The organism is Candidatus Nomurabacteria bacterium, assembly GCA_020631905.1.
Classification (GTDB): Bacteria; Patescibacteriota; Saccharimonadia; order Saccharimonadales; family VXPC01; genus JACKGQ01.
This window is the reverse complement of sequence record JACKGQ010000001.1, coordinates 53,251-73,751: the sequence shown is the minus strand read 5'-3', so window position 1 is coordinate 73,751 and position 20,501 is coordinate 53,251. Positions and strand designations below refer to the sequence as shown.

At 42.6% G+C, this 20,501-nt stretch carries 25 protein-coding genes and 1 tRNA gene; 16 read left to right on the top strand and 10 right to left on the bottom strand.

All coding sequences use genetic code 11. The features are described 5' to 3' along the window. Nucleotides 1-4: 4 nt before the first annotated feature. From H6798_00460 to H6798_00425, 8 genes are all read left to right on the top strand, one after another. On the top strand, nt 5-922 hold the full coding sequence (locus tag H6798_00460; GenBank protein MCB9820998.1) for a hypothetical protein: 918 nt from the start codon (nt 5-7) through the stop codon (nt 920-922). A gap of 1 nt (nt 923) precedes the next feature. Beyond that, nucleotides 924-1,982 carry a DUF1704 domain-containing protein gene (locus H6798_00455; protein MCB9820997.1) on the top strand — a complete coding sequence of 353 codons (1,059 nt, stop codon included), beginning with the start codon at nt 924-926 and terminating at the stop codon, nt 1,980-1,982. Further along, nucleotides 1,979-2,884, top strand: coding sequence for a hypothetical protein (locus H6798_00450; GenBank protein MCB9820996.1), 906 nt, complete (start codon nt 1,979-1,981; stop codon nt 2,882-2,884). Before H6798_00455 ends, H6798_00450 begins: the two co-directional genes overlap by 4 nt. Further along, nucleotides 2,881-3,780: a 30S ribosomal protein S6--L-glutamate ligase gene (gene rimK, locus H6798_00445; GenBank protein MCB9820995.1), complete on the top strand. Its 900-nt coding sequence runs from the start codon at nt 2,881-2,883 to the stop codon at nt 3,778-3,780. The genes H6798_00450 and rimK overlap by 4 nt, the downstream gene beginning before the upstream one ends. Then, nucleotides 3,740-4,249 carry a DUF192 domain-containing protein gene (locus H6798_00440; protein ID MCB9820994.1) on the top strand — a complete coding sequence of 170 codons (510 nt, stop codon included), beginning with the start codon at nt 3,740-3,742 and terminating at the stop codon, nt 4,247-4,249. The genes rimK and H6798_00440 overlap by 41 nt, the downstream gene beginning before the upstream one ends. A gap of 31 nt (nt 4,250-4,280) precedes the next feature. Continuing rightward, complete coding sequence (locus H6798_00435) at nt 4,281-5,348, top strand: alpha/beta hydrolase (GenBank protein MCB9820993.1); 1,068 nt, start codon at nt 4,281-4,283, stop codon at nt 5,346-5,348. A 101-nt stretch (nt 5,349-5,449) separates the two neighbouring features. After that, nucleotides 5,450-5,899: a hypothetical protein gene (locus H6798_00430; GenBank protein MCB9820992.1), complete on the top strand. Its 450-nt coding sequence runs from the start codon at nt 5,450-5,452 to the stop codon at nt 5,897-5,899. Between the two features lie 13 nt (nt 5,900-5,912). Continuing rightward, the gene (locus tag H6798_00425) at nt 5,913-6,836 is read left to right on the top strand and encodes a hypothetical protein (GenBank protein MCB9820991.1); all 924 of its coding nucleotides are present in this window, start codon (nt 5,913-5,915) and stop codon (nt 6,834-6,836) included. Here H6798_00425 and H6798_00420 read toward each other — a convergent pair. Next, complete coding sequence (locus H6798_00420) at nt 6,829-8,010, bottom strand: FAD-dependent oxidoreductase (GenBank protein ID MCB9820990.1); 1,182 nt, start codon at nt 8,008-8,010, stop codon at nt 6,829-6,831. The two genes, H6798_00425 and H6798_00420, sit on opposite strands and share 8 nt — an antisense overlap. Before the next feature lie 66 nt (nt 8,011-8,076). Between H6798_00420 and H6798_00415 the strand changes: the two genes are divergently transcribed. Continuing rightward, nucleotides 8,077-9,729 (top strand): FAD-binding oxidoreductase, encoded by a 1,653-nt coding sequence (locus tag H6798_00415; protein ID MCB9820989.1) that lies wholly within the window; start codon nt 8,077-8,079, stop codon nt 9,727-9,729. A gap of 60 nt (nt 9,730-9,789) precedes the next feature. Here the strand turns inward: H6798_00415 and H6798_00410 are convergent, their stop codons facing one another. The 4 genes from H6798_00410 to H6798_00395 all read right to left on the bottom strand — a co-directional run bounded on the left by H6798_00410 (nt 9,790) and on the right by H6798_00395 (nt 12,054). Further along, a complete protein-coding gene (locus H6798_00410; GenBank protein ID MCB9820988.1) occupies nt 9,790-10,491 on the bottom strand; it encodes a hypothetical protein in 702 nt (233 codons plus the stop codon). A 150-nt stretch (nt 10,492-10,641) separates the two neighbouring features. Further along, the gene (locus tag H6798_00405) at nt 10,642-11,052 is read right to left on the bottom strand and encodes a hypothetical protein (protein MCB9820987.1); all 411 of its coding nucleotides are present in this window, start codon (nt 11,050-11,052) and stop codon (nt 10,642-10,644) included. A 111-nt stretch (nt 11,053-11,163) separates the two neighbouring features. Further along, nucleotides 11,164-11,919, bottom strand: coding sequence for an HAD-IIB family hydrolase (locus H6798_00400; GenBank protein ID MCB9820986.1), 756 nt, complete (start codon nt 11,917-11,919; stop codon nt 11,164-11,166). Nucleotides 11,920-11,977: 58 nt separating this feature from the next. Continuing rightward, nucleotides 11,978-12,054, bottom strand: a tRNA-Lys gene (locus H6798_00395). 206 nt (nt 12,055-12,260) lie between these two features. Between H6798_00395 and H6798_00390 the strand changes: the two genes are divergently transcribed. From H6798_00390 to ruvC, 4 genes are read left to right on the top strand one after another with little or no spacing between them, the layout of a single operon-like run. Then, entirely contained in the window at nt 12,261-13,694 is a 1,434-nt protein-coding gene (locus H6798_00390; protein MCB9820985.1) for a ComEC/Rec2 family competence protein, read from the top strand. Between the two features lie 22 nt (nt 13,695-13,716). After that, on the top strand, nt 13,717-14,427 hold the full coding sequence (locus H6798_00385) for a YebC/PmpR family DNA-binding transcriptional regulator (protein MCB9820984.1): 711 nt from the start codon (nt 13,717-13,719) through the stop codon (nt 14,425-14,427). Continuing rightward, complete coding sequence (locus H6798_00380) at nt 14,427-14,894, top strand: hypothetical protein (protein MCB9820983.1); 468 nt, start codon at nt 14,427-14,429, stop codon at nt 14,892-14,894. The genes H6798_00385 and H6798_00380 overlap by 1 nt, the downstream gene beginning before the upstream one ends. Nucleotides 14,895-14,904: 10 nt before the next feature. Beyond that, a complete protein-coding gene (gene ruvC / locus H6798_00375; protein MCB9820982.1) occupies nt 14,905-15,393 on the top strand; it encodes a crossover junction endodeoxyribonuclease RuvC in 489 nt (162 codons plus the stop codon). Here the strand turns inward: ruvC and H6798_00370 are convergent. Then, nucleotides 15,372-15,581 (bottom strand): hypothetical protein, encoded by a 210-nt coding sequence (locus H6798_00370; GenBank protein ID MCB9820981.1) that lies wholly within the window; start codon nt 15,579-15,581, stop codon nt 15,372-15,374. The two genes, ruvC and H6798_00370, sit on opposite strands and share 22 nt — an antisense overlap. A 35-nt stretch (nt 15,582-15,616) precedes the next feature. Here H6798_00370 and ruvA point away from each other — a divergent pair, with 35 nt between their 5' ends. The 3 genes from ruvA to H6798_00355 are packed head-to-tail and all read left to right on the top strand — an operon-like array spanning nt 15,617 to nt 17,775. After that, a complete protein-coding gene (gene ruvA, locus H6798_00365) occupies nt 15,617-16,198 on the top strand; it encodes a Holliday junction branch migration protein RuvA (GenBank protein MCB9820980.1) in 582 nt (193 codons plus the stop codon). Further along, the gene (gene ruvB / locus H6798_00360; GenBank protein MCB9820979.1) at nt 16,198-17,226 is read left to right on the top strand and encodes a Holliday junction branch migration DNA helicase RuvB; all 1,029 of its coding nucleotides are present in this window, start codon (nt 16,198-16,200) and stop codon (nt 17,224-17,226) included. Before ruvA ends, ruvB begins: the two co-directional genes overlap by 1 nt. Nucleotides 17,227-17,235: 9 nt before the next feature. Beyond that, a complete protein-coding gene (locus tag H6798_00355; protein ID MCB9820978.1) occupies nt 17,236-17,775 on the top strand; it encodes a PH domain-containing protein in 540 nt (179 codons plus the stop codon). A 9-nt stretch (nt 17,776-17,784) separates the two neighbouring features. Here the strand turns inward: H6798_00355 and H6798_00350 are convergent, their stop codons facing one another. Genes H6798_00350 through pilM form a run of 4 tightly spaced genes read right to left on the bottom strand, consistent with a single transcriptional unit; the run spans nt 17,785 to nt 20,442 of the window. Next, a complete protein-coding gene (locus H6798_00350) occupies nt 17,785-18,153 on the bottom strand; it encodes a hypothetical protein (protein ID MCB9820977.1) in 369 nt (122 codons plus the stop codon). Continuing rightward, complete coding sequence (locus tag H6798_00345) at nt 18,153-18,743, bottom strand: hypothetical protein (protein MCB9820976.1); 591 nt, start codon at nt 18,741-18,743, stop codon at nt 18,153-18,155. The genes H6798_00350 and H6798_00345 overlap by 1 nt, the downstream gene beginning before the upstream one ends. Further along, nucleotides 18,740-19,375, bottom strand: a complete 636-nt coding sequence (locus H6798_00340; protein ID MCB9820975.1) for a hypothetical protein — start codon at nt 19,373-19,375, stop codon at nt 18,740-18,742. The genes H6798_00345 and H6798_00340 overlap by 4 nt, the downstream gene beginning before the upstream one ends. Next, a complete protein-coding gene (gene pilM / locus H6798_00335; GenBank protein ID MCB9820974.1) occupies nt 19,372-20,442 on the bottom strand; it encodes a type IV pilus assembly protein PilM in 1,071 nt (356 codons plus the stop codon). Before pilM ends, H6798_00340 begins: the two co-directional genes overlap by 4 nt. Nucleotides 20,443-20,501 lie beyond the last annotated feature (59 nt).

The window sequence follows — 20,501 nt, the reverse complement described above, 5'->3', positions numbered from 1 at the left end:
AAGCATGAAATCAAGTCGAAAAGTACTAGTCCTGCTGCACGCTCGACCTGCGTCAAAAAAATCGCTCGCGTTGGGTCCATTCAAGGACGCCATGGAAACTGGTATCGATAACCTTCGGGTTGATATTTCTACCCTCGAAGACCTGTTATTTGAGGTTAATACAGGCAAATCACCTCTAGTGATTGATAATATCTCTGGCAACAATATATGTGATTATGATTTGGTATTTTTTAGAACAACACGCAACAACAGAACCCAGGTAAGTCTGTGTGTACAGGCGCTGAAAGCAGCCGATAAGCCATATATCGACTCAATGTATCGGTCGGGCTTTTACTCGAAGCTGTCTGGTGATGGCCTGCGGGCAGAAGCCAACATACCAGTTATACCCAGTTTTCATACTTCGAACAGACTGTTGCTCGAACTTGCTAATGCAGATAAATTGCCATACTCATATCCTTTTATCCTGAAAGATATTGTTGGTCGCAAGGGCAAAAACAATCACCTGATAACAGATATCGATCAACTCAAAAGAGTCTTGGAGCTAGATCCAACGATTACTTATGTCGTGCAGCCATTTATAGAAAACGATGGTGATTATCGAGTGTTGGTATTGGGTGGCCGAGCAGTATTAGTCATTCATCGTCGAGCTGTAAGTGGTAGCCATCTTAATAATGTTTCAGCTGGCGGAGAAGCTACTTTAATCGAGCTAGACAAGCTGCCAAGTGAAGTTATACAAATGGCCGAAAAATCAGCGGTTCAGTCAAATATAGAAGTTGCTGGCGTCGACATATTGATGAACAAGTCAACCAGAGAATATTATGTGCTTGAAGTTAACTCATCGCCTCAGCTACTGTCGGGATCGTTTGTAGACACAAAGATGCAAGCCTTTAACAAATATATTGGTGAACTACTGGATAAGTAAGATGAAGTCGCTTAGAAGTTTTTATAATGCTAGTCGCCTCAAAACCCTCGATGCGGAATGTCAGAAATTCTTACAAGATAAGACTCGTTTTCCTGATATGCGATTAAGACTAACAAATAGCAGTAAGTTGAACCTAGCAAGATTCGATAAATTGAGTGCTGACTTAATCGAAGCCAGTATCTCTAGAGATGTCGATAAGTACAGAAAATTAATGGCCGAGAAGTACGGCGCGCCTGACATGGCAGGGCTAGAGGAAATTGTTGCTTATCTTGCTCAACGTTCAGCTACTACTAAAACGCAAAACTTGTTTGATAAATTCTGTGAATTGGTAGATATCGACCTGAAACTCAACACTCACTACAAGCCATCAGACGAGTGCTTTGATTACTATCGCAAGATGTTTAATCGAATTTTTAAAAACCAGCTCCGAACCATACGGTCAAATGTAGAGGTGGGCATGAGTTATGGTGAGGCAGTAAGAAATGTCATGGAGGGCCTTGGGCTAATAAATCTTGGTTGGCAGATAAAAAAAGCAAAAAGGGGAAATGCGCTTTATATCGTTGGTAGTCAGAAAACAGTTTTTGTGCCTGATGGTAAATTTATAACTAACAGATCTAGAGCGGTTAGGCTGCTTGCCCATGAGCTGCTGGTGCATGTTGGTCGCAGACAGAACGGCATACCATATAGCCTAGACGAGGAGGGGATTGGAGTGCTTGCCGAACAACTTAGCTTTACGAGGTTTATGTACAAAAGAAGCCTAAGGTATCTTGCGGTTGCACTAGGTTGGGGAGTGGATGGTAATAAACGTGATTTCAAGCAAGTTTATGAACTGGTAAGATTGGCCACATTGATTATAGGTTTTCATGACAAGGGTGGGGCAAGTCGAGTAGCATTTTGTGAAACAGCTCGAGCTTTTAATGGTGGTCATTCAGATATCCCTGGGTTTGTACTTACTAAAGATGCGGTCTATTTTGGCGCAAACTTAAGATTGTGGGAAAGCTTAGAAAGTCATATGATGAACGTAGAAGAATTCGAATCGTTAATAGTGGGAACAGCATGAAGCAGAAATTATTAATCCTTGGTAGGTCAAACCTAAAAACGAAAAACGACCCCGAGTTGATCGGGGAGGCATTCAGTGAGCACATGGAGGTAGATACAGCAGATTATACTGACCTCAGGTTTATGATTAGTAACGAACATACATTAGTCCAAACAAAAAATGGGGTCGATCTTAAAGATTATAATTTGATTCTTTTCTTTGGCTGGTATGCAAATGCCGGCGGTGTATATTACAAGGACCTAGCGTATGCTGCCGCATTGTATGCCAATAGCAAAGGCGTAAGTTGTTGGAATAGCGAGGTATTGCACCAGCGGTCTACAACTAAATTATCAGCAATGATGAAACTGGCGATCAATGGAGTTAAAATACCAAAAACATGGTTCTCGGTTGATAAAGAGTGGTTAGCTACCCAGATGAACGCCGATGGGGCCAGCGATTATGTTTATAAAGCGGCGGCCACGAGTCGGGGGAATGATAATTTTCTTATTAACCCTACGGACTCTTTGGCCAAAACGACCAGTAATCGTATGATGCTCTTGCAAGAGTATGTGCCGAATAATCACGATCTACGTTTAATATGCGCAGACTTCAAGCCGATTATGATAATCCGTAGAAGTTCGAATAATCAAGGTCACCTAAACAATACTTCGCAAGGTGGTTTGGCAGAAGTAATCTCAATTAATGAAATTGACCAAGACACACTAGATATGGCTGAATCTGCTGCCAGGATTCTAGAACGAGAGATGGGGGGTGTTGACTTGGTCTATGCAGAGAAGTATAAAGCCTACATATGTTTAGAGGTTAACCCGGTACCACAATTAACTTCTGGAGCATATATCGAAGAGAAGTTGAATCGACTTAGACAATCAGTTAAAGATTCCATAGAGAAAGGAAGCATATGAAGATAGTTGTATTAACCAGACAGCCCGGCTACACAGTCAAGCGATTGCGTGAGGCGGCAAAAGCACGTGGGCATGAATTCAAAACCGTAAAGTTCCCAGAGTGTTATGTAGAGATAGAGAAAAACCGACCAGATGTACGTTACCGAGGGAGCAGCCTTAAAGGGGTTGATGCTGTAATACCCAGAATCCTACCAGGCCTAACCCCATATGGTTCTTCGATTGTAAGGCAATTTGAGATGATGGGCGTCTACACTACTGCCCGCTCGATTGCAATTAGTCGCTCAAGAGATAAATTGCGCTCACTACAAATTATGAGCAAATACGGCGTAAATATACCGAAAACAATCTTTTCTAGACAAACATCCGAAGTCGACGACTTAATCGACCACATTGGCTTACCCATGATTCTAAAGCTTGCAAGTGGTACACAGGGTAATGGAGTAGTACTGGTCGAGACAAGAAAAGCTGCGAAATCTGTAATCCAGGCGTTCTATGTCAATGACACCAGCTTTTTACTTCAGGAATATATCGAAGAAGCCGCCGGTGCTGATATACGCGCATTTGTGATCGGTGGTCAAGTGGTCGCCTGCTATGAGCGTCGTAGTCTAGATGATGATTTTAGATCGAATATCCATCAGGGTGGACAAGGTAAAAAAACATTCATGACTCCCGAAGAAAAGAATCTTGCTATCAGAGCGGCAAAAAGCATGGGCTTATCGATATGTGGCGTTGATATCATTCGCTCAAATAGTGGTCCGATGGTACTTGAAGTCAATTCAGCACCTGGATTAGAGGGCATAGAATCAATTACTGGCGTAGATATTGCCACGAAAATTATCGAATATGTAGAAGCCAATGCTAAGCAGAGAAATCGTAAAGATAAAGTCGGCGCTTAGACGAAGTAACCGCGTAATCCTATTAATAGTTGTTCTGGCAGCGATTGGTGTGGCTTCAAGCCTTTTGCTTTACCAACAAAGTATATCGACCAACCAAGCTCAGCCAACTAGCTTGGGCATACATCTCGAATATGCGATAACTAGCGTGGAGCGGAGCCGAGGCTTGTCTGGTCGTCCTACATTGGATGAAGAGAGCGGTATGCTGTTTGTTTTTGAATCTGAAAATTATTATAGCTTCTGGATGAAAGATATGAACTTTCCGCTCGATATCATTTGGATGGACTCAGATTTTAGAATTGTCGACATAGTTTACAACGCTCCACCTGCAGGATCCATGCCCGAAGTTACCTACACTTCTGATAAGCCCGCGAAGTATGTATTAGAAATTAATGCTGGTCAGGCACAGGCCAGGGGCTATTACCTGGGCAATAGGTTAAACATAGATATGTCATCAGACACTCAATATTGAAAAATATAGTGAAAAATGCTATAATAGTATTATGCCATCAATATCAAAACAAAAGTTAACAGACAGTTTCGAAAGTTCACCAAGGTTGAATAGCCCGGTGGCTAGGTTTAACCTACTCCAAGGTTTAACGCCTCAAGAATATCTGATGCAAGCGATTGCAAGCAGCCAGCAAGATCCAGCTGAGCTGTGGCAGAGAGTCGAATCAAAAATTCCCGAAACAGAAACAATCCAAGGTGTAGAATTCCGTAGATTTAACTGGGAAAGATTCGACCCAACCAAGCCGGTGCTCGTGCAGCTACTGGGTTTTGAAGCGACATTACAGAAAGGATCGATTGCCTATCAAGGCTATAAGATAGCCGAAGCCTGCGAGATGCCAATGATTAGTTTCAACACACCTGGCACTGGCAGATCTGTAGTGCCTAATAAGTCTGCTCGAGCTCGCGCTAGGATCGGTGTCTTCTCTGGGATTATGGAGGGGCCAACCAAGGTGCTTAGAGAATGCGGAGTTGAGCTAATTAACATTGTTGGATTTTCTTTTGGTAGTGAGCTGGCCATGGGTCTAGCGATAGCAGCGGCCGACCAGAAGATCAAGGTTGAAAAAGTATTCGTGATGGCTAGCCCATCTGAACTCAAGCGCAGCCGAAGACAACTACTGAATGCAGAAAAAGTCCAACAAGCCTTATACACCTCGGATCACCTACACCCGTATAACGGCGAGCATGTTGGAGCCTATGGCTATGGTGAAAGTTTTCTGGGCGGTATTGCTCTAGAGTTAGCTGATTTAGGTAGATATTTTAGACACCCTGGAGTAATTTTGGATTACGCTAAGGGCATGTCTATGGGCTCAGCTTTAGATCAAAGAACTGAAGCGATGAACCGCCACCCGAACTTAGATATAACTATTGGTGTTTTAACTAATGATACTGTAGCTCCAGCAGGCTCTACACTTGAAAATGCCCAGCGACTTAAACGCGAATTTCCAAATCGAGTTTCATATTTCATGCTACATGGTGAGGACCATGGTTTTGAAGACCAGACCGAAAGGTACGCCCATTTTGTTAAAAAGGTCTTGGCGAGCAAAACATCAAGCTCCCTCTAGAATGCTAAAGCTAGCGCTGCAAGAATGACAATCGGTCGTTTTCGGGGTATGCTTAGCCTGTGGAAAGCATAATCTTTTTTGCTTTAGCAGGGTTAGCTCTGATGGCATTATATTTTCGATCGAACATGCTGTCGGTGTTAGGTATGTTGGCTTTCGGCTGGGTATTGGTCTATGTGACCAACAATGAGGCGATATTGTTTGCTCGCTCGCTTGTGCCTGTAGGTAGCAACAATATTGATGCAGCTACCTCAATATTCCTGGGTTTTGGACCGGCCGTAACAGCTTTGTTGCTAACTCGGAAATCAACTAAGAAAACTCACTTATGGATTATGGGGGTACTCTTAACTCCGGCGATCGTAATAGTTGGCTGGTTAATCGTCCAACTAGCCGTATCTTATGAAACGCGTAATAATTTACTTGCGTCTAACATTAACCAAACCATTTCAACCTACCAGGAATACGCGCTCTGGATTGCGGCAATCATGATTTCCCTAATTCTTTACTACGGACGCCCGAAGTCGTCTAAAGAAGAAGAAAAGAAGAAAAAGTAGAAAGTAGGATTTGATGCAAGAAATTTTTGCACATGTAAAGTGGTTCGAGAATGATATGTTTGTAGAACATCAACCTCGGCTAGAATTCGGCGAGTGGCTAATTGCTGGTCTAATCTTGTTTATTGGACTGGCAGTTTTAAGGTTAATCGGAAAATGGCTCAGCGCAAACAAATTTGATAAAAAACTAGACGCCAGATTCAAGCCAATCAGAAACTACGTGCCAACTGTTGTAAGGCTGAGTACAGCAGGCTTTTTACTAGTAAATTTTATTAATGGCTATCTTTTGGCGCCAAATGTTACCGCGGACCACAGTTACATCGCTGGCTTGATAGGCTATCTATTCTTGACATCAGCAATTATATTGATACTTGGCCTATATACAGACCTTGCAGCTTATCTTCTAGCGACTGGGTGGTTGCTAGTATTTTTCAAGACCAGTCCAGTAGATGTGCTCGAGCATTTTGAATACATTGCAATCGCCGGATACCTATTGTTTAGAGGGCCTGGTAGATATTCGCTCGATAGATATTTAAAGATTCCCGGTAAGTATAGCCTCAACAAAAAGCTTAGATATGCCTCGCTCAATTTCTATAGAGTCGGGATTGGAATTGGTCTGGTAGTTTTAGCATTTAGCGAAAAGCTAGCGAATTTAACTCTGGCCCAAGGCTTTTTAGACGAACACCACTGGAATTTACTGGCACAAGCTGGTGCCACAGACCGCAATTTTATATTGATTGCCGGCACGATTGAGTTAATTTTAGGCTTAGCTCTAATACTTAACTTTGCTTCAAGACTAGTTGTCTTAGTAATTTTAGGAACAATGATTTTAACTGCTGCCGTTTTGGGTGTAAACGAAGTTTATGGTCATTTATTTGCAGTTGGCTTGGTTGTGGCAATCCTCGTTAACGATAAGCAGCCGAATATAACATCTAGTTAACTTGGCAGCTGGGGCAGACTTCTTCGGTTTTTTCGATGTTGCTCCAGATTGTTATTGCTTTGAGTGGTCCGAGCACATCGCTGTAACCAATTAGGTCGGCAATGTGACGGATAAATGCGATTAGCCTGCCGCTTAATACAAGGCGACGGTACTGAAGAATTGCGCTGTTAGCAATCGGTACAACTTGAATAGGGTGACGGTCGGTATTGGTTGGTCTAGCTCGGTGGTTCATTCGAGCTTTTAGGTCTTTGGCAATATAGTTACCATGACCTATGGCTGTGATTGCTAGGCCGCTAAACCTTGAGTTACAGTTATCGCCACAGACATACAGTTTATCTTGGGCCTCGAGATGCCCATTGACCACTACTCGGCCTCTTTGATCGAGCTTAAATTGTTTCGGATTATTCTCGAAAAACGGATTATTGCGCGTCCCAGCGGTCCAGATGACATTTTGGGTTCTTAATTCACCGGCAGATGTTTTCAGTAAAAGGTTAGTCTCTGAAGTAACCCGAGTATCTTTTAGGATTGTGACTCCAAGCTTAAACAAAAACTTCTCGACTTTCTTGGAAGCGCGTTCACTCATTTGCGGTAAGATACGCGGACCAGCCTCGATAAGGTAAATACGTACATGCGGATATTTAGTCTTGTGTTTAAGCAATACGGAATTAAGGTAGTTGCCGAGCGCTGCTGCAACCTCTACTCCAGTAGGACCTGCACCGATAATTACGTAGTTGTGTTGAGAATTAGATTTATTAGCAACTGTATCATGCATGTGTTGTTTGAGTTCTAATATCTCTTCTGGACTCTTAACCCCAAAAGAGTGCTCGGCGATTCCATCAATACCAAAATGGGTGGTTGTTGAGCCAAGAGCGCAGACTACAAAGTCGTACACAAATTTTTGTCCATCTTCTAGGCTAATGATTTTTTTTGCATGATCAATCTTGCTCGCCTTACCTTTAACGAGGGTTAGGTTATTCGAATCTAGCAGCATCCACTCAAGCGGTAAACGAGCTGTTCCAAGCTTAAAGCCAGTTGCAGCTCGGTAGAGGGCTGGAGAGTACCTAAAGTCCTCACTGTCGTTGATTAATGTGATCCGTAAATCGGTTTGTTTTTTTAGCTTGCGCGCGAGTCGAACACCAGCAAACCCGCCCCCAGCTATAACCAGATGTTTCATGTAATTAAATATACACAAGCCATAAGCGGATTGAAATAGTTAGCACTTATGAGTATGCTAGTGGTAATGAGCGATTTGAAACAAACCTTAGCCTCGATTATCGAGGGCGACGTCGATGATTCGGCGGAACTTAAAGAAAAATTTAGTCACGACGCCAGTATGTTTGAACTGGTACCAGAACTAATTGTAGCTCCTAAACACAGCCAAGATGTCCAAAAGATTGTTGAATATGTTGCAGGAAATAAGCTAGATAACCCAGGTCTGTCGTTGACGGTCAGGAGCGCTGGCACCTGCATGTCCGGCGGTGCAATAAACGACTCGGTGGTTTTAGATTTTGCGAAGTATTTTACCCAAATAGGTCAAGTCACATCAGAAACTGCCAATGCTCAGCCTGGAGTTTATTATCGTGATTTTGAAAAAGCTACGCTCGAACAAGGCTCGGTTATGCCTAGCTATCCAGCATCGCGGGATCTATGCACGATTGGTGGAATGGTTGCCAATAATGCTGGTGGTGAACGTTCACTACAGTTTGGTAAGACAGAAGAGTTTATTGAGTCGCTAAAAGTAGTGTTGGCAGATGGTAAAGAATACGAAGTTAGAGCCTTGACTAAACCAGAACTCGATAAAAAAATGGCCCAGCAAGATTTCGAAGGCAACTTATACCGCCAAATTTTTGAACTTGTCGATAAGCATTACGATGCTATAAAAGCTGCTAAACCTGGTGTTAGTAAAGATTCGACCGGATATCATTTGTGGAACGTCTGGGACCGCGAGACAGGTATTTTTGACATCACTCGTTTGATTGTCGGGTCGCAGGGTACGCTTGGCATAGTTACTGACGTTACCTTTAAGCTTGTGCCTGCGCCAAAGCACTCAGGCACGCTGGTTGTATTCTTAAGAAAGACAGACGATCTAGCTGAAGTGATTAATAAGGTGTTAACCCATAAGCCAGCCACTTTCGAAGGTTTTGATAACTATACTCTAATGTTGAGCTTTAAGTTGTTCTTTAGCTTCCATAAGTTAATTGGTTGGCCACGGACTATCAAGCTGGCGTTTCAGCTTATACCAGACGCACTAAAGCTTTTCCGGGGCATACCAAAGATGGTTTTGTTGATAGAATTCCAAGCCGATTCTGTCGAAGAAGTCCGTCGTAAGGTGCACGAGATGCACAAAGATATGTCCGAATTTGGTCATGAGGCGCTTTTTGAAGAAGACGAGACCGAAGATAAGAGTGAGAAGTTCTGGATTATGCGTCGGGCAAGCTTTAAGTTATTGCGCGACAAAGTTAAAGATAAGCACACTGCGCCGTTCATGGACGACCTCATAGTACCACCGCAAATCTTGCCACAGTTCTTGCCCGAAGTTCGTGAAGTCATTAAGAAATATAAGTTGTTAGCTACAATAGCCGGTCACATGGGTGATGGTAACTTTCATATTATTCCGCTCATGAATATTGAAAAGGCCGAGGAAAAGGCCAAGCTTGAACCAGCCATGAAAGAAATTAATGCCATTGTCCTCAAGTACAAAGGCTCACTTTCGGGAGAGCATAACGATGGTATGATTCGTGGACCATGGCTCGAAACAATGTATGGCTCCGAAGTGTTTGGATATTTCAAGCAAGTAAAAGAAATATTTGATCCTCAAAATATTTTTAATCCACACAAAAAGACAGACTCCAATTGGCAGTACAGTATGGCTCACTTGCGCGAGAAATTCTAAGATCATCTGCAGCCAGTCTCTGCCTCAGGACTACTGAGTTGCGGGGTATGATGGCGCTACCTATTTAGCCACATATCGAGATAATTTATCTCTGAAGTCTTTTACTCCGTCGTATGAGGTAGTGATCTTGCCGAAAGCAGGGTTTGTATGATTGTTGACGTCATCAATCGGTATTGGTGTAAAGCTTAATCTCAAGAAAGTACGCGTTTGTCCAGTCTCAACAGTTGGCCTACGATGAAAGACATAAGGATCCATAGCGTAAATGGTTTGTGGCTCTAGAGTGGCGATTTTGGCATTAGTCGGCAGGCTATCTTGTATTAGCAGCTGTAGGTTGTGGTGTAATGGATCAAAATCGTCAGGTATATGTAAGCCAAAGGACGTAATTTCGGTTGGGTTAGCGCTAGTCCAGATATAATTTTGCTCTGGAATGTGAGGCACTTTCATAGAAAAACCATCTACATGCCATTCGTCGTCAGTTTCTGAGATAACCTTACCGTGGCGTATCGTTAAGTACATATATGGTTGATTTACCCCAATGACCTTTAGTTGGTAGTTCATGCATGCCTGGATAAAGTCTGCACACCAATTCATTTCATTCGGGAGACTATATGGCTGACCCAGAACAACTAATGGACAGCGAAGAACGTACTGATCTTCGACAGGTGGGCTCAAAACCATGGGGGCGACATATTCTGCAGAATTCGGTTCTTCGAAGAAATTAGTGCCAAGTAGATGCTTGGCACGCTGTTTGATTGTTGACATATACGTAATTATACAATGACAAGCAGTATTTTACAAATATGGCCTGAAGGCTTACAGATTATTCTTCGAGCCCCGATAGCCCTCCAAGTAAAAACCACCCGATAAGGGTGGTGATTTTTACTTGGAGGGCTATATATATCTCCGTTGAAACTATTTTTCAGGAAAAAGAGCATACATTGGACTTCCAGGTAGCCTCTTCCTGAATCCTGATTTAGCATTTCCAATGTTATTATCGTTTGGCATGTTAATCCAAGGGTCCATCCATACACCCTCGTGCCTAATTAGGTAATGCCCAGCAATATATTTCTTAGACCTGCGGATTAAAACTATTGTACCGTCATTATATATCTGCTTCTTTAATGTTTGATTTAGGTGTCGAGAACTATATTTCAGTCCAGCCTGATTTAGTTTTTGAGTCAGATCCTTTACCCAGAACCTAGTACTCGCTGACTGCTCTGGACCGAGTATTCTTTCTGCTTCTTTGTAGCTAATATTTAACGCAAAGGCGTAACAAGCTATGCCACAGCCGTAATCAAATTCTTGTGTAATACTTTTTCTCATATTTAAAAGTCTAGAATTTATAATTCTATATTCAAGTAAAACGAAAAACTCCACTAAATTTAGGAGTTTAAGCATAATTAAATTTGAGGGCCACCGTACTTCTTACTGCAATTATTTTTCAGCAAGATGCTCAATTAACTTAGCTAGTCCGTCGTCGTCTACGTCCTCACAAATTACATCAGCCTTTAATTTTAGTAGCTCGGTTGCATTACCCATAGCAACCTTATACCCTACGGACTCAAACAAATGAACATCGTTATTCGCATCACCAACTCCAACAGAGTCGGCTTTGTCTATCCCCAGATTATTTAAAAGTTCTATAATTGCATGTTCCTTAGTCGCATTTACATGTGTAATATGAATGTCAACCCCCTCATGTGTCCAGGATTTTACTCCAGCAGCTGTTATAGAAGGTATTCGGCTAAGTCTATTTAGAATCTCAGTTGCGTCTGGTTCTGCACAGCCCATCAAATACATGACATTAACATGCTCATCAATGATTCGGTTTGATGCCTTATCACCTTCACCCATCAGTTCATTCTTAATTAACAACTCATAGTGATATGGACCGCATATTTCTAATATTTTGTTAATGTCATTGGCTTCGATTGCTGCTTCCCAGACGATTTTACCTGTTTGCGGCAATACTATTTGCGTTCCTGCTGAGATAACACAAGGCTCGTCAAGCTGCAGGGCATCTAGAATTGGTTTGGCATTAGTGATAGGTCTACCAGTTGCCGCACAAAGTTTTATTTTTGATTTTGCTGCCGCTACTGCCTTGATCAGTCTTTCAGAAGGCATGCCATTAGGCTTATTAGGAATAGCTGTTCCGTCAAGGTCAAAGATAATTACTTTATATTTACTCATAGGAATAGTGTATCAAAAAAACAGAGGCATTTACCTCTGTTTTAAGCATAAGCGGTACTGGAGGGCCATCTGGGGCTCGAACCCAGGACACCAGGCTTAAAAGGCCTGTGCTCTAACCAACTGAGCTAATGGCCCGAAATCGGGTTAATCTTTGTTTTAAAGTTTAATGTTTCAACCAACTTCGTTTTGATGTTGGTTAGAGCATTATACTTTAATATTTAGCTCAAGGTTGCCCAACTGAGCTAATAGCCCGCAAACGTAAAATATCATACGTTTTTGGACTGGTCGATTATCTGTTATTTTGACAACATTGTCAAGGTGTATGCTAAGCTAGAATTCAGATGAAGATACGTACCAGTACCATGGTTTGGCTTGGCTCTGGAGGCATATTGCTCGGGCTATGGTCTGCCCAGTATATAGATCGAATATCTGTATGGTTTTATGTCGTCTCGCTAATTTTACTGCCAGTCATTAGGTTTCGTAAATTTATATCTGTTATCGGCTTATTATTATGCACTTTTACTCTAGGAGTGTTCAGGTCGCAAGCTTGGCTTAGCTCGCATCGGGCAGCCGACAGGCTTATTGGCCAGAAAGTTGTGGTAGAAGGCAGGGTAATTACGGATTCAATATATGACGATCGTCGCCAAACTGAAATTGAAATAGATCAAGTAACCATATATATCAAAGATAATACTATCAAGCCAAAGGGGAAAATAAGAATAAGGGGTTTTGGCGCCCCTTTAGTTCTTAGGCACGACATAATACGGGCAACCGGCAAATTGAATAGTGGTTTTGGGACAAGAATTGCCAGCATGTCTTTCACAAGCATCGAAGTATTGGCGAGAAGTGGCAGTAAGCTCGAAGAGTTTAGGCGCAGCTTTTCTGCCAACTTATTTAGCCAACTGTCAGATCAAGATGCAAGTTTGGCATTAGGTATTTTGGTAGGGCAAAGGAGTTCAATAACCGACCAGAACCAGAACAATCTAAGGGCTGCTGGTTTAACTCACATCATCGCGGTTTCTGGCTACAATTTAAGCGTCCTTGTTAGACTTGTTAGACGCCGGCTGGGTAGATTATCAAAGTTTCAAGCTATGGTTATTTCTGTAACGTTAATAACGTTGTTTATCATGATAGCTGGTGCCAGTGCTTCGATAGTTCGAGCGGCATGGGTAATTGGTTTAAGCCTAGCAGCTTGGTATGTGGGCCGAACAATAAGGCCAATTGTATTGCTAATGTTATCTGCTGCAGGAAGTGTATGGTTTAACCCAGACTTTATTTGGTACGACATAGGCTGGTGGCTTAGTTTTGCAGCTTTCTTTGGAGTCTTAATGATTGGCCCTCAGCTGCAGACACGAATTTTCAAAAATAAAAAACCTAACTTCTTGATTCAGGTGGCGATCGAAAGCTTAGCTGCATCACTGATGACAATGCCGCTAATTATGTGGGTATTTACGCGCGTAAGCTTGGTTTCTTTGCTCGCGAATATACTAGTTGTGCCGTTAATCCCAATAATTATGGTCTTATCTTTTGGGGCTGGCATAATGATATTCATAAGCTCAAAGTTTTTGCTCACCAAGTTAATCACTGCAATAACTGGTTTGTTACTTAGTTACATTTTGTCAATCTCTGCCTGGCTAGCGTCAATACCATATTCGGAGTTGATTGTATCAATTAATACGGCTCAGCTACTAACCATATACCTAATCATCATTGTGGCTACCTGGGTGCTACATCAGAAGACATCTCTGATAAAACCATATGATCTGCTAGAATAGTTTCTAGAAAAGGAGCAAATATATGGCAGGACATAGTAAATGGGCCAAGATTAAGCGCGACAAAGCTGGCAACGATGCCAAGAAAGGCGCCGTATTTACTAAGATAGGTAATCAGATTGCCGTAGCAGCCAGGAGTGGCACCGATCCACTGACTAACCCGGCACTCGCCACGGTAATCGAGACAGCCAAGGCTGCCAACATGCCCCTAATAAATATCGAAAAAGCAATCAAGCGAGCAGAAGACAAATCGGCTGCGGCCTTGGAGGAAGTGCTTTACGAAGGCTACGCTCAAGGTGGTGTGGCTGTGTTGGTCGAGTGTGCCACAGATAATCGCAATCGAACTTTCCCAGAAGTTAAAAATGCGTTTAACAAGAATGGTGGTTCGATTGCCGACCCGGGTAGTGTGGCGTTTCAGTTCGAGAGGAAAGGTTTAATCGTAGTTGAAGCGAGTGGAGATGATGCAACCTTGACTGCTCTAGAGGCAGGTGCGATAGACGTGAATGAAGAAGATGGTGAGCTTTATGTATATACAGACCCTAAAGATCTACATGCAGTTCGTCAGTCGATCATTAACGCGGGCCTAAAAGTAGCCTCAGCTGAATTAGTCTATGAACCAAACGCCGTTGTCCAAATTTCAGACCAAGCTCAAGCTGATAAGATTCAGAAACTACTTGATGCTGTAGATGATCTTGAAGATGTTGTGAGTGTCCACACTAATTTCTACCCAGTTTGATGAAGAGAATAGTCGGCCTTAATTGGTTGTTGCTCTACTTGGCAATAATCATGGTTTGCTTGGGTTTGCTGTTCACAGCTTTAACCATACTTAATACCGGAAGCCGAGGAACAGGGGTCTTTATTTCAGGCTTGAGCAGTTATGCGATCGAGAAAAAGTTAACTACCAGAGGTTATCCTTTCGACTTTTACAGTCAAGAAACCGATATTGTAAGCCTCAAGAGATGTTCTTTGGCATATCCATATGACGTGATTGGAGATGAATGCAGTATCTTAGTTCAAGACTATGATTATCATTTTAAGTTCGTGCGGTTTCTTAAAAGTTGGGGAGTAATGAGTCTGCTCACCGGTGGAATAATTGTCGTTGGACTTAACTTTTGGCAGCGTTTACGTAAGTTCAGTATATTGATAATTATGCCTATTATTGCCTTTCTTTTACTTTTCTTGGCGGGGATTATAAAGTTATAGCAAGTAGAATATGAAGATATTAGGAATAGATCCAGGAATAGGTATAGTTGGTTTCGGGTTGATCGAAAGTGATGGCTTTAGTCACAAGATGCTCGACGCAGGAGTAATCAAAACCAAGGTTAAAGATGTCCATGAGCGTAGGCTTAAAGAGATTTATGATGAGTTAAGTGGGCTAGTCTCGGAATTTAATCCAGATGTGGCTAGTGTCGAAAAACTGTTCTTCTCTCAGAATGTAACCACGGCCATGAGTGTTAGCCAAGCCAGAGGAGTAATCTTGCTTGTATTAGAACAAGCAGGTGTACCGATAGTCGAGTACACACCCCTACAGATCAAAAGCTCGTTAGTAGGTTACGGCAAAGCCGATAAAGCTCAAGTACAAGAAATGGTTAGAGTCTTACTTAATCTCAGTAAACGTCCTACGCCAGACGACTGCGCCGATGCGCTAGGTGCTGCTCTGACCCATGCAATGAGCAGTAACTACAGAGACACTAGCCCATAGTACATAAATATTAATAAGACCACTACAACGATAGCGACAGCAATACTTAAGAGTCTCGATAATCTTAGATTATATTCTTTTCCGGTCGGTAATGAGCTTGTTAAGTAGCTCTGTTTAGGTTTAGCGAGTGGTCCGCGCTGCGGTTCGGGGTATATCTTTTTTGATGATTTTTCTACTTCAGATGTCATGAGGTCATTATAGCTGAATGCGGTACAATTAAACCATGATTGCATATTTGCGTGGGGTTGTAACAGACAAGGCTGGGTCACAAGTTGTGATAGATGTTCACGGCTTAGGCTATGGCGTGCAAGTTAGTCTTGAGACCGAAAGTCAGTTAAGTCTAGGCAAAGAATCGCAACTAGTTATTTACGAGCACATCAAAGAAGACGCTCATGATCTATACGGTTTCTTAGAGCAATCTAGCAAACATTTATTTGAAAAGTTATTGAGCGTGAATGGGGTTGGCCCGAAAATGGCTATCAGCCTACTAAATCTCGGTAATGCAACACGGCTTGTGCAGGCGATAACTAGTGGTGAAGTTAATTATATGCAAGCAGCCAGCGGTGTTGGCAAAAGACTCGCTGAGCGAATTGTTGTTGATCTAAAAGGTAAGCTTGGGGTATCCAGTGGTGAGTCGGCAACAGACTTTTTGGGCGAGCCAAACATTGCCCAAGATGAAGCCACGCAGGCCTTAGTCGCGCTCGGGTTTTCTAGCAGTGAAGCTTCGGCTGCACTAAAGGGTATGGATAGCCAACTTAGTGTAGAGCAGAGAATCAAATTGGCATTAAGCGGAAGTAAGCGATAATGGCTGTCCAGAGACTAGTTGATAACAGCGCTCACACCGACGATGTTCAAGAACAACAAGACGAGATAAGCCTCAGACCAAAAAATTTTGATGAATATATCGGTCAAGAGCGTGTTAAGAAAAACCTCAAGCTGGCGATTAGCGCTGCGAAAAAGCGTAGTGAATCAATTGATCATGTTTTGCTATACGGACCACCAGGTTTAGGCAAGACAACCCTGGCAACGGTAATTGCCAATGAAATGGGTGCGCAACTACGCGTTACGTCTGGGCCGGCTATCGAGCGCGCTGGAGACCTAGCAAGTTTAATCACTAACCTCAAAGACGGCGATGTTTTGTTTATCGATGAAATTCACCGACTAAGTCGGGCGGTCGAAGAGGTACTATACAGTGCGATGGAAGATTTCAAACTCGATATTATGTTAGGCAAAGGTCCTTCGGCAAAAAGCTTAAGACTAGATTTACCGAAGTTTACGCTGATAGGAGCTACAACCAGAACTGGTGCACTGGCAGCGCCATTGCGGGATCGTTTCGGGATTATTCACCGTCTAGAGTTTTACTCAGATGAGGATATTTCAACTATCTTGCAAAGATCAGCAAAAATACTCGGAGTAAAAATCGATGCCGATGCTGCTCGACAGCTTGCTGCTCGTTCTCGCTTAACACCTAGAATTGCCAACCGACTCTTAAAAAGAGTTCGAGATTACGCCGATATCAATGGTGATGGCTTTATCGATCAGGATCTCACAAATCGAGCTTTATCTTTGCTAGAGATCGATAACCTTGGCCTTGATCCTAGCGATAGGTTGTTGCTTACAGCTATCATTGATAATTATAATGGTGGCCCTGTTGGCTTGAATACCTTAGCGGCTATTCTTGGCGATGAGCCAACAACCATCGAAGATTACTACGAACCTTTTTTGCTACAGCTAGGTTTAATCGAACGTACACCTCGCGGGAGGAAGACTACCTCAAAAGCCTATAAGCATCTTGGTCAAGAAAAACTGAATAATAACCAGAAGTTGCTATAATATCTACAGATGGAAAACTCAGAAAGTAAAGTATGTTTTAAGGTTCGAAGAAGTCCGATGGGTCTGATTTATATCTATTTACTTACGATTATCGCCTTTGGAGGCTCGCTGGCATTAGTTATATGGGCTAGCGGTGAACTATTTAATTTCGATAGCTCGGCGAGTAAGGCGTGGGGTGTTCTAACAGCTACAGGTATCACGATTATCGTATCAATGCTTTTGCTATTCGAAACAGTTGTGTACTGGTCGAATCGTTTAGTGCTGATGGACGATGAGATTAGACAGACGTTACAAAAAGGTCTGCTAAACCGAAAGATATCTAGCTTAGGCTTAGCAAATATAGAAGATGTGACAATTGAGCAAAAAGGCTTTATGGCCACGTTATTCAATTATGGAACGTTACTCATCGAGACAGCAGGCGAGCAGTCTAATTTTCAGTTTAATTATTGCCCCGACCCAACTAAATATAGTCGGCAAATCATGGAAGCCCGCGAACGCTACCTCATGCGAGAAGATAAGCCTACACGGCGGGCAGATATAGTTCGCTAATTTTTATTACTATTGCGCAGGCACGTCAAGTTGAGAGCTCTGCTTGTCATCAAACGGATTGTTTCGGTTGTCTGGCAGGTTTGAGTCAATTTGCACATCTTCGTCTAATGCAAGCGCATTTAGTCGATCAACTGTTGTCTGATCGAAATTGAGCTTAGTAAGTATTAGAGGCTCTGCTTCTGAGAGCACAGTTGTATCTAAGCTAGTCGGATCATTCACTGAATTATTTAGTGAATTGACTCTAAATAAAGCGAAACCAACAAAACCTCCAGCAACAATAACTAAAGCAGTAAAATTGTGCAGCCGGTAGTAGTTAAGAATTTTTATAGATAACTTCTTATAATTGATAGTTTTTAAAGAATTTAGACTGATGTTCATTATGGCCTCACATAAGTTAGTATGGTTAGCTGAGTTACATAGGAAGCTATCGCTCCTGAATCGTTTTCTATTGGCGTAATATCGATGTCGGTTATTTCGAAGCGACGCTTATTATTCTCGAGATCTTCGAGTAGTTTTAGGAGTTTTTCGTAAGAAGTTGAAAAGCCAGTAGAGATTCCAATGCTATAAACTCCCGGTATATCATCCACCTTGTCCGACTGACTAATCGGGCTATTGGCGCTAGTTGATCCACCAACGAAATTGATACTTTCTAACTCAATACCGAGCTTGGCGGCGATTGATATAAGTTCGCCGACAATATTCTCAGGGTTTTTTGTTCTTGGTAGGACTTCGCTGGCGGTTGTTAGCAGATCTTGGTTACTAGAAAGTTCGGCCTGAAGTTTATGGGCATTGATAATTTTCTTGTCTAGCTCGTCTGCTTGAAGGTTTAGTAAGCTAATCTTTTGAGCTCGATCAGCAAGTTGTTTATTGGCCCAGGCTAGACCATACCCAGTAGCTATACCACCTAAAACGAGTAATCCGATTAAGATATAGAAAAACTTTTTTGCGTCGAAATTTACACTTTTCATTTATTCTGAGCCTCCGTTGCAGCTTTCTTGGCGGCTTCGGCTTCAGCTTCTTGCTTGGCTTTCTCGGCGGCTCTGGCGTCGGCTGCGCCTGTAAACTCGGCACTAATGGTAACATCGTAGTTCTTGATGCCACCATCTGGGTCTGTCTCGCCTGGGACTATACTTAAAATATCAGCCGATTCAAATGTTGGGGAATCAACCAAACTTTTGCGTAAGACTGCCGCTAAATTCTGGGTATCGACCTGAGCAACTATCTGGAGTGGTTGAGTTTTTGAGCCAGTTAATGACAACGACTTTAGGCGAGTGTTCAGCGGCATAGAGGCTGCGATATCGGTGAGTAAGGTAGAGAACCGGACCTCTTTCTCGAATAGACCCTGAATAGCCATAACCAGGCTATTTGCCTGTTTGGCGGTTGTCTCTGTCTCGGTAAGTTGACTGTAGCTAGCTGTTTTGTCGGCAATGGCAGCGTTTAAAATATCTTCGTCATTCTTAACCAACCTTAGTCCGGAAAGCATAAACCCGACCGCGATTACGCCAATCATAGCCAAGCCGAGCACTTGCCGCAAAATAAATCTATTGAGTCGACCATAATGTCGCTCTTCTTTAACGGTTGGAGGAAGAATATTTATCATTGTCTGATATCCTCTACTGATACTAGGCTTAGCCCACCGGCTGTTGTGTAGATAGTCGTTTCGAGTTCATGGGTGGGTTGAAGTTTACCGAAAGTTAACTTATTCCAAGGAGCATTTAAGCGAGTTGGAATACGAGTCTTATCGGTTAGATAGCTACTAAGTCCTGGCAGGTTTGCACCACCGCCAAGTAAGATAATCTGACCAATTTGTTTACCCTCGTCAGCGCGGTCGTTATAGTAGCGCATAACCTTATGGATCTCTCCTACTAACTTACTGAGTTCTGGCTCGAGCGCACTCAGAATTTCTTTTTGGCGCTTACTGACATCTAACCCATAGCGAGTCTTGATACTGTGAGCTTGTTGTAAGCTAATTCCGAGTGCACTTGCGATGTTTTCGGACATTTTTTCACCGCCGCACTCTGCAGTTCCGGTCGCTCGAACAAACTTACCGTCGTATACCGATAAATCAGACGCGTCGGAGCCTAAGTCGATGATTAGACTGACTTCGTCGTGGACCTCAGAGCTTACTACCATGCGAGTGACGGAATTAATATTGGGTTCAATCACAGCAGGTATTAACCCTAGCGCCTCAACCACTTTCATATATGAGTCAACTATTGTTTTCGGACTAGCAACAATCAAAACCTCATTACTTCCAGAATCACCCAATGGTGTTGCTTCGTAGTCGTAGTATAGGTCGGTGATTGGCATCGGAATCGATTGGGCTATTTCTGCACGGACAGCTGCAGCTGTTGATTCTTCATCCATACTTTCTAAATTGATTATTCGGCTAAAGCTATGTGAGTTAGGAAGCGATAAGGCCACATGTCTGGTAGTTAGCTTCCCGACAAGCCCATTCGAAACTAGGTCGTGCGCGGCTTTAACAACAATAGCGGGATCGGTGATAACGCCTTTTTCGATTGCTTTAGGGTCGAAAGTAGTATTGCCGTATGCTCTAACAATACCTTTTTTGTTTTTATTACCCGGCGGGTCAATCTGAACAATCTTAATAGTGCTTCGCCCAATATCAAAGCCGAATACCTGTCTATCTGTGTAGAGAAGTGCCATATACCACCATAAGCGTCATGCGATAATTATATCTCATAAATCGTGAATTTAATAAAAAA